We start from the raw sequence: 5,607 nt of genomic DNA, 5'->3' as shown, positions 1-5,607 counted from the left end.
ATGAGGATAGGCAATTTTGTCGATTTCTAAAAGATGCTGGAGTTAGTCATGAAGTCAAAGCGGGTCGGTATGAGCTCAATAAAAAAGGTAAAATGATAGTCAAAGGCGCTGCGGATAGAATGACTGATTGGAGCACAATTCACGCCTCCTCAAGTACCCTTGCGGCGAACTACCTGAAGTCCGAGGGATTTGAGGAATTAGCCAGGAAACTTTTCAAGGAGCAGCTTGAGCTTATTGAACAAGACGTCCGGAAAAAGATCGTTGCCGAAGTTGATTCCGAAGTAAAGCTTGTTGTTGAGAATGAGTTGTCTAGCGCAAAAAAAGAAGTTGATATCATTGTGGAAGTTGAACGCAAAACATAAATATGGTTTTCATGCTCTTGCCTTGATATCATCTCCTGTTTTGTGGTGGTATGGCTTCGGCGCAGCCCCGCCAGTCCGTTCGCGGTCAATGGCAATCCGTTTCAATTAGTAAACTCGACTCTTCCCATCAATCTGTTCTGCTTCGTGTGAAATGTCTCTACCGGTTGGCAAATTTCTTGATCTGCTTGACTCCCGCCATCAGCTTCATTAGGTTAATTTCTTGAGTGGTTTTTTCATGTGCGTCCATTGACGCGCTCCTGGCGCACCCTCCCCCTAATGTTTTTTGTTGGCAGCGGAGCTCTGCTGACGGGCCTCGCCGGCTGCGTCAAGCCACCGCAGCCCCCACCGCCGCCCACGTTTTCACTGATCAACCCGACACGGCAGACCTTCACTGATCAGGCCACATACCAGAGCACGCTCGAATCGATCGTCAACGTGCCGCTGGCTGCGGAGATCGATGGGCGCATCGTGGCCATGCCGATGCGTGAAGGCCAACTGGTGCGCCCGGGGGAACCCCTGTTACGGCTGGATCAGCTGCAACAGCAGGCCAGCGTGGCTGCTGCCGCAGCGCAGGCCCGGGAGGATCGCCTCGAGGCGGAGCGCTACATCTTTTTGAACCAGCAGGGCGCCGCTTCCACCAAGCAGCGCGATGCCAAGGTGACAGCCGCGATCACCAGCGCCGAGCAGCTCAAGGCAAGCGCGGCCACCCTCGCTTACAAGGACGTGACCGCGCCGATCGCCGGCATGGTGGGCGACATCCAGCACAAGCTGGGCGCCGTGGTGCGCCGCGGCGAGATGATCACCTCCATCGTGGATAACCGCAGCCTCTGGGTGCGGCTCGATGTTCCAGGCGAGCAGGCCTACCGCGTGCGCCTGGGCATGCCGGTGGAGCTGCAGGCGCCCGACAAGTCGGCCCTCAAGGCGATGGGCCAGGTGACGTTCATCGCCCCCTCGCTCGATCGGCGTACCCAGACGCTGCTGGTGAAGGCCACCTTCAACAACGCCGATGGCGCCCTGCGGGATCAGCAGCGCGTGCAGGCCAGCCTGCGCTTCGGGTCGACCGAGACGCTGGCGCTTCCCCAGGCGGCGGTGCTGCTGCAGGCCGGGCAGACCTTCGTGTTTCGGGCGGTGTCGCCTGCGGAAGCCCAGCGCCTGATCGGCTCCCCGATCACCCCCACGCCACCGGCCGGTGCCCTGGTTGCGGTGCAGACGCCGGTGACCCTCGGCAGCCTGCAGGGCGGCCGCTTTGCCGTGCTCAAGGGGCTGGGCGCCCGCGATGCCGTGGTGATCGGCAACCGGGCCCAGCTGCGCAGCGGCATGGTGATTCCCCGGAAATGAGCCTTTCTGACACCTTCATTCGCCGGCCGGTGCTCAGCACCGTGTGCAGCATTCTGATCCTGATGGCCGGGGTGATCGCGCTGCCGCTCCTGCCGATCGAGAACCTGCCGAACATCGCGCCGCCCACAATCCAGGTGACGGCCAACCTGCCCGGGGCCGATGCGCTCACTGTGGAAAGTGCCGTAACCGGCCCGCTCGAGGAGCAGATCAACGGCGCGCCGGGGATGGATTACATCAGCTCCAACAGCACCAGCCAGGGCGTCAGCCAGATCAATGTGGTGTTCAAGGCCGGCACCGATGCCGATATTGATCAGGTGAATGTGCTGAACCGGGTGCAGACCGCCTCGGCCCAGCTGCCTGAGCAGGTCAACAACCAGGGCGTGACGGTGCAGCAGACCGCCACCAGCTATCTGCTGGTGTACAACCTCACCTCCACGGAAGGGCAGTTCAGCCGCGAATATCTCAACGGCCTTTATCAGCTCAACCTTGCCTATCCGCTCAGCCGCTCCGAGGGTGTGGGCCAGGTGACCGTGTTCGGCGCCAGCGATCCGGCTTACAAGCTCTGGGTAGATCCGGCCAAGCTCAGCCGTTTCAACCTCACGATTCTGGATGTGGAGAACGCCCTGCGCTCCCAAAACCAGATCGTGGTTGGTGGCAGCATCGGTGGTCCGCCGGCTTCGGCCAACAACCCCACCAATCTGCCGGTGCTGGTGCAGGGCAACCTGCGCACCGTGGAGCAGTTTGAAAATCTGGTGCTCACCCGCGGCTCAACCGGCAGCCTCAGCGATAGCGGCCCCGACGGCAGCCTGATCCGTCTGCGCGATGTGGGCCGGGCCGAATACGCCTTTCAGAACTTCAATCAGGCAGCGATCAATGGCATCTCCGGCTATCCCTGCGTGGGTTTCGGCGTGATCCAGCTGCCGGGCAGCAATGCAATCACCACCGCTGAAGCGGTGGACAAGGTGCTGACGCAATTCCGCACCACCCTGCCGCCGGGGGTGAAGCTAGAGAAGGTGTTTGATCAGACCGACTTCATCAACGCCTCGATCTTCGGGGCGCTCGATGCGCTTCGCGATGCGGTGGTGTTGGTGCTGCTGATCATTTTCCTGTTCCTGCAGGACTGGAAGGCAACGATGGTGCCGGCCCTGGCGCTGCCGATCGCCTTGCTTGGGGCGATGGTTTTCGTGAAGGCGTTTGGCTTCTCGATTAACGAACTCACGCTGCTGGGGGTGATCCTGGCCACCGGCCTGGTGGTGGACGACGCGATCGTGGTGGTGGAGGCGGTGTCGGCCCGGATCGAAGCAGGCGACAAACCTTTTGCGGCGGCCTCCAATGCGATGAAGGAGTTGACGGGCGCGATTTTGGCCACTGCGCTGGTGCTGCTGGCGGTGTTCATCCCCGTCACGTTCTTCCCCGGTGCCACGGGCGTGATCTACCGCCAGTTCGCCCTCACGATCGTGTTCTCGATCTTGGTGAGCACCTTCAATGCGATCAGCGGCAAGCCGCTGCAATCGGCCCTCCTACTGGGGGGCGGCAAGACCGATCCCAGCGGCCGCGCCTGGACGCTGATCGGCGGAGCCTTGGGTGCCGGCTATGGCTACCTCTTTGGCGGCTGGCTGTGGCTGCTGTTGTTCGGCGCCCTCGGCGCCGTGGTGGGCACCTATCTCAAGCCGATCTTCACGGGCTTCAACAGCCAGTTCGACCGCATGGCATCCGCCTATGGGCGGCTGCTGGAGCGCGCCATCCATGGTCGTCGTCTGCTGGTGAGCGCGGTGCTGGGGGGTGTGGTGCTCACCGGCCTGGCGTTCATCGCGATCCCGTCGGGCTTCGTGCCCACCGAAGATCAGGGCTACGGCCTGGGCATCATCCAGCTGCCACCCCAGGCTTCGCTGGAGCAGACGATGAAGGTGGCCGATCAGGCCCGCCAGATCCTGGCCAAGGAACCGGAGATCGTGAGCGGCGAGTTGATCGGCGGCGCCGGCTTCAACGGCGGTGCTCTCAATCAGGGCCTGTTCTTCTTCGGGCTGAAGCCGATCGAGGAGCGCAGCTCTGCTGATCAATCAGCCCGGGCGGTGGTGCAGCGGCTCAACAAGCAGTTCCAGACCATTGAGGGCGCCAAGGTCATGGCACAGCAGCCAGCTGCGGTGCCGGGCTTCAGTGCCCAGGGCGGCCTGTCGTTCCAGTTCAACGACCTCAGCAATGGTGGCTACAGCCCCACAGATCTGCTGGGGATGGCCAATCAATTGATCGACAAAGCCAAGGCCACCGGCTTTTTCTACAACCTCTACACCCAGTTCGTCAGCGATGCCCCGGTGTGGCGAATCGAGCCCGACCGCGACCGTATGGCCTCGCTGCAGGTGGATTTCGGCACGGCGATGAAGGTCCTAGGGGCGGTTAACGGTGGGGCGTTCGTGAATCAGACCTACGAGAACGGTCAGTACCGCCAGGTGTATGTGCAGGCCGAGGGCAGCAGGCGCGAAACCATCGACAGCCTGAAGAATCTCTACGTTCCCGCAGCCGGTGGCGCCCAGATTCCCCTCGCCAATCTGGTGACGGTGCGGCTCGACAGTGCTCCGCCCATCATCAGCCACTTTGATCTCAACCGCACGGTGCTGATCCAGGGCTTCGAGGCGATCGGCAAGAGCACCGGCCAGGCCATCGATGCGCTCACGGCCACCTTCCAACGACTGAACTTCACCAACATCGGCATGGACTGGTCGGCCCTGAGCCGCTCGGAAGTGGCGGCCGGTTCGCTGGCGGCGTTGGTATTCGCCCTGGGCCTGGTGGTGGTCTATCTAGTGCTCTCGGCCCAGTACGGCAGCTACATCGATCCGCTGGTGATCCTGATGACGGTGCCGCTGGCAATCCTGGGGGCACTGCTGTTCCTGGTGCTCAACAAGCAGGTGAACAATGTCTACGCCCAGGTGGGTCTGGTGACCTTGATCGGCCTGGCGGCCAAGAACGGAATCCTGATCGTCGACCTGGCCAACCAGCGCATGGAGGCGGGCCTGTCGGACGTGGAGGCGGCGACGGGGGCGGCCCAGTCGCGCCTGCGGCCGATTCTGATGACTGCCTCAGCTGCTCTTTCCGGCTTCTTCCCGCTGGTGGTGGCAAGCGGTGCTGGCGCCATGAGCCAGCGCTCGATCGGCTCGGTGATCTTCGGTGGGCTGCTGGTGGCAACGGTGATGAGCCTGTTCGTGGTGCCGGCCTTCGATGTGTTTATGAAACGGCTGGAGGCAAGCTGGTTCCCGGCCGGTGCCAGCAATCCCTCCATCCCCGCTTCCTGATGCCCCTGCCCCATCCACCCGGATACCAGCCGCCGCGCCAGAGTCAGGTGGATCGACGTCGGGTGCTGCTGGCCGCCGTGGTGTTGGCGGCTCTGGCGGCGCTGCTGCTCGTGCTGGGGCGCCGCGCCGCCGCCCATGCCGGTAATGCCCTGGCCCAACCTTCGCTGGAGCGGGCCCTGGTGGTGGTGCTGGTTGCGGCTGGTTGCGGCGCCTGGGGTGAAACGATGCGCCAGCTGGCAGGCATCTCCCGGGCCAGCGATTCGGAGGGCTGAGCTTTGCTGCGACGCTGTTTGGGCCCTGTGGCGGTGACGGCCCAGGCCATCGGCACGGTGGGGCTCACGCTCACGGCGGTGTTCAACATCCCCGAGGCGATGCGCACTGCCGGCTCCGCCACCTGGATCAGTTATGTCCTAGCCCTTGTGGTGGTGCTGCTGGTGGGCGAGACCCTGGTGCTGTTTCGCCAGCTGCCCGGCAGCCCCAACGGCATTGCTGGCTATGTGAGCGCTGGGTTGGGCCCGCGCACAGGCGCGGTGGCCAGCTGGGCCATGCTGCTGGGCTATGGCGCCACGCTGCTGGGCTGTCTGGTGTTCTTTGGGTTCTTCCTCGAGCAGCTGGTCTTG

4 protein-coding genes and 1 pseudogene are annotated in these 5,607 nt (G+C 62.9%); all 5 read left to right on the top strand.

Annotation, left to right across the window (positions count from 1 at the left end; all coding sequences use genetic code 11):
- Positions 1-362: hypothetical protein (locus KBY71_RS14710; RefSeq protein ID WP_254929633.1), on the top strand; the 362-nt coding region annotated here is incomplete at its 5' end.
- A 276-nt stretch (positions 363-638) separates the two neighbouring features.
- The gene (locus KBY71_RS14705; protein ID WP_254929632.1) at positions 639-1,700 is read left to right on the top strand and encodes an efflux RND transporter periplasmic adaptor subunit; all 1,062 of its coding nucleotides are present in this window, start codon (positions 639-641) and stop codon (positions 1,698-1,700) included.
- Complete coding sequence (locus KBY71_RS14700) at positions 1,697-4,987, top strand: efflux RND transporter permease subunit (RefSeq protein WP_254929631.1); 3,291 nt, start codon at positions 1,697-1,699, stop codon at positions 4,985-4,987. The genes KBY71_RS14705 and KBY71_RS14700 overlap by 4 nt, the downstream gene beginning before the upstream one ends.
- Complete coding sequence (locus KBY71_RS14695) at positions 4,987-5,259, top strand: hypothetical protein (RefSeq protein WP_254929630.1); 273 nt, start codon at positions 4,987-4,989, stop codon at positions 5,257-5,259. Before KBY71_RS14700 ends, KBY71_RS14695 begins: the two co-directional genes overlap by 1 nt.
- Before the next feature lie 3 nt (positions 5,260-5,262).
- Positions 5,263-5,607, top strand: a pseudogene (locus KBY71_RS14690) (hypothetical protein); the annotation flags it as partial.

It is taken from the genome of Cyanobium sp. T1B-Tous, from assembly GCF_024345475.1.
Classification (GTDB): domain Bacteria; phylum Cyanobacteriota; class Cyanobacteriia; order PCC-6307; family Cyanobiaceae; genus Cyanobium_A.
The sequence above is the reverse complement of the archived record's forward strand: the minus strand, read 5'-3'. Positions and strand labels throughout refer to the sequence as shown.